The 3037-nt window shown below is 62.5% G+C and carries 5 protein-coding genes; all 5 read right to left on the reverse strand.

Going from position 1 to position 3037, the window contains the following annotated elements:
* Nucleotides 1–61: 61 nt before the first annotated feature.
* Nucleotides 62–709, reverse strand: a complete 648-nt coding sequence (locus APZ21_RS03955) for a Uma2 family endonuclease (protein ID WP_156370641.1) — start codon at nt 707–709, stop codon at nt 62–64.
* 400 nt (nt 710–1109) lie between these two features.
* Nucleotides 1110–1625, reverse strand: coding sequence for a Stk1 family PASTA domain-containing Ser/Thr kinase (locus APZ21_RS03965; protein WP_156370643.1), 516 nt, complete (start codon nt 1623–1625; stop codon nt 1110–1112).
* Nucleotides 1626–1694: 69 nt separating this feature from the next.
* Entirely contained in the window at nt 1695–1904 is a 210-nt protein-coding gene (locus APZ21_RS03970; protein ID WP_054811843.1) for a hypothetical protein, read from the reverse strand.
* A gap of 109 nt (nt 1905–2013) precedes the next feature.
* The gene (locus tag APZ21_RS03975; RefSeq protein WP_054811844.1) at nt 2014–2448 is read right to left on the reverse strand and encodes a type II toxin-antitoxin system VapC family toxin; all 435 of its coding nucleotides are present in this window, start codon (nt 2446–2448) and stop codon (nt 2014–2016) included.
* Nucleotides 2445–2696 carry a hypothetical protein gene (locus APZ21_RS03980; protein WP_054811845.1) on the reverse strand — a complete coding sequence of 84 codons (252 nt, stop codon included), beginning with the start codon at nt 2694–2696 and terminating at the stop codon, nt 2445–2447. Before APZ21_RS03980 ends, APZ21_RS03975 begins: the two co-directional genes overlap by 4 nt.
* Between the last annotated feature and the right edge of the window lie 341 nt (nt 2697–3037).

A 3037-nucleotide genomic window follows, 5' to 3' on the forward strand; every position in this document is an offset into this window, starting at 1 on the left:
ATCGACCGACCGTGACGAGTGGCCCGGCGTTGGATGGTTGCCTTGATGGCAGAGCAGTCGGTTACTTCTCGCGGGGCACTCCGTCGATGTCGGTGAACGACAGCTGTATCTTGATCGGCTCCTCCAGGAGGAGTTCGTCCCAATGCTCATGGTGCAGCGCGTACCGCTTGTTGGACCAGTCGAGACGGAACTCGTCGATACGCTCGACGGTTTCCCAGTCATCGGCGAAGTGAACGACGAGATATATGGGAATCCCCGCGCGGGCGTAGAGTTTCCGTTTGTATTCGGTATCGTCGCCGATGCTGTCGGGGGAGACCACTTCCACGACCATGTGGATGTGTGACAGGACCGTTGTGGCATCCCATCGGCCGCAGTCGATGACCAAGAGGTCGGGGAACCGAAAGTTCGCTCGCCGATTCACGTTCGTGCTGTCGGCGTCGGGGAAGCGGACAGGAGTGTCCGACTCGGTATCGAGGCACGGCTCGTTCGGCGTGTGTGCGTTCTCGAGCGCCCGGCGGAGTCTGTGGATCACCCTGTCATGGGCTCGACTCTGCGCTTGACAGCGCACCACGAGACCGTCTACCAGTTCGAATGGCCCGCCGAACCGCGCGGCGAGGTCTCCGGGGTCCGCCGCCAGGAACTCCTCAGCCGTCAGCCGCTGTTCACCGCGGGCATCCACAGCCGGCATATCTCCTCCTACAGCAGTCACGCGGGAACGCGCCTCACCACCCAGGTTAGTTCACGCGTGAGCGACGCAACCGATCACGAGCGGAACACGGACCGGGGCGAGCATCGGCCTTCAGCACGACCGCCGCTGCGTGCGCACTGGCCGGACCTGAATCGCCGGTCCATCGACCAGCAGAGTGTTCGGGTTGTGGCCACCCAGTGGTGAAGCCCCAGGTCATCGACTTGCGGCTTCGCTGCTGTGTGGCATTGCGCGAACACCTTGCGGGAGTTCGAGCGATCCAGGGTTGACGCATGGGTGTCACGGTGGTCTTCGATGCACCAGCGGAGCGCCTATCGCCGACGAACTCAGCTGCGCACTTCAGTGCCGCAACCCGCGAGCGCAGCGCAGGTGACCTGCGATATCGCCACAACCTCGATGGACCTCATCGGTTGTTCTTCTTCATCGTCAGCACGATTGTCGAATCTGATGAGATCACCGTTCCTGGTCCGGGTTCGATAGCGGTGACAGTCCAATTCGACGCCAGCAGCACCACCTCGACGCCGGGGGTCGCGGACCCGTAGGAGATCTTGGTGAAGCCGGCCCTCTTCAGTTCGTCGGTGGCGACGGCGCCGTTCTTGCCGACAACGTCGGGGATGGCGATGTCCTGCACCAGAGTTTTGGTTGTTGTCGGAACGGCCGGTGCTGCGGGGGCGCTGAACACCGGTGCTGCGGGCGCTGCCATGCGGGTTGTGGTCGCGGCGACCTCCTTCGTGTCATTGTTGTTGCCGAACGCCGCGCCGACCAGACCGAGCCCGCAGATGCCCGCAACGGCGGCGGGGATCAGCCACCAGGGGATGCCCTTCTTCTTCACGGGCGGCAACTGCTGCGGGTAGTGCTGTTGATTCGGGTACGGCTGTCCGGGCGGATAATCCGCCCAGGCGCTCGGCCTGCTGCGCAAGCACCGCGGCCAACTGCTTCCCACCGCCAAAGCCCGTGCGCTGCAGAATGATCCGGTCGACCTGTGGCACTACCTCGCCGACCGCGTTTCAGCCTGTCCAAGGAGTTCTACCAGCAACACGGCGGTCTGCTGTACCTGCTTGCACTCACCGGCGACGCCGACGACCCACATGGCTTCGTTCGACGCTCGCTGCCCGCGCTCGGCTGGATGATCGATGAACGCCACTTCGACGCCGCCGTATACGACGTGACCCGGCCGGTCCGTGGCCTCCTCGAACACCTGAGCTTGCTGACCTGGCAACGCGGTGTTTATCCGAGCGAGCAGGTCACCAGCAAGGACGCTACAAGCTTCGCGCGCACCGTACTCAGCGGATTATCGAAACAGTCGGCTAGAGATCATCGGGCAACAGCCGGAACGCGGCATGACCAGTAAGCGGGGTAACCGTGCGGAAATCACGTCGGTCGAGCGTCAACACCTCCACAGTTTCATATCGCTCGGCCAATGAAACATTGGTGGCGTCGGTGAGATCCAGGCGCATGGCCATGTACCGGTTCTGCACCTTGCGCGCGACCCGCAGTAGGTCCGCCGAGATCGTAGGCACTTCGATGCGACCGGTGTGCTCTTGTGCCAACAACCAATCGTTCACCGCATAAGCGGCTCGACGGTTGAGATTTCGGGTGGTGATGTGTTCGACTTCGAGCAAGACGAGTGGAGAAACGATGGTCAGCGCTGCCTGCTGCAGCGCTGCGCGCGCGTCGGCGTGCTCAGGATCTGCGGAGTTGAAAGCGGCGATCAGACCTGAGGTATCGCCGATCACGATCATCCAGCATCAGCTTCGGTATTGGTGATCGCTTCTCGCACAGTGCTATCGATCTCATCCGCGGTCACGGCATGCCCGTAGTCGAGAACGGGGATGTCCCATGCCTCATCCCATCGGCGCGTACGTATCGCGGCCAGATGAAAAGCTTCACGAAAATACTCGGACTCCGGCCGCCCTTCGCGCGCTGCGGCCATCTTCACCAATTCGAGGTCGGCCTCGTCCACCATGACCGTCGTCTTCTTCAAACCCATAAGGTTATGGTACCCGCACCATAACCTTATGGCCGACCCGCCCGCACGGCTCTTCACGTTAGGCCAGAATTCCCCACATCAGCTGGGCGGGCAAGGCCCTGGTGGGCGCTCGAAGGTTCAGCTGCAACGCCGCCGTCTCCGCCTCTACCAAGGACAGTTCTGTGACGATCCCCGCCGGGGTTCGGGCCGGCCTATGAGTGATGGAACCGGTCCGGCGGGGTCCGGCAGCTTCCTGAGCAGCATCTCCAGGGCTGCTACCTGGCCTTCTGTGTTGTAGTAAGGTCCCCAAGGTCCACTTTCCAGCGAAGCCGCAGGTCATGGACCTGCGGCTTTGCTGTTGT

This window comes from Nocardia arizonensis, from assembly GCF_001310275.1.
GTDB lineage: Bacteria > Actinomycetota > Actinomycetes > Mycobacteriales > Mycobacteriaceae > Nocardia > Nocardia arizonensis.

Bases quoted from the DNA above. Each gene is read 5' to 3' on its own strand.
- APZ21_RS03975 (WP_054811844.1), bottom strand. From the start codon at position 2,448: ATGATCGTGATCGGCGATACCTCAGGTCTGATCGCCGCTTTCAACTCC.
- APZ21_RS03980 (WP_054811845.1), bottom strand. From the start codon at position 2,696: ATGGGTTTGAAGAAGACGACGGTCATGGTGGACGAGGCCGACCTCGAA.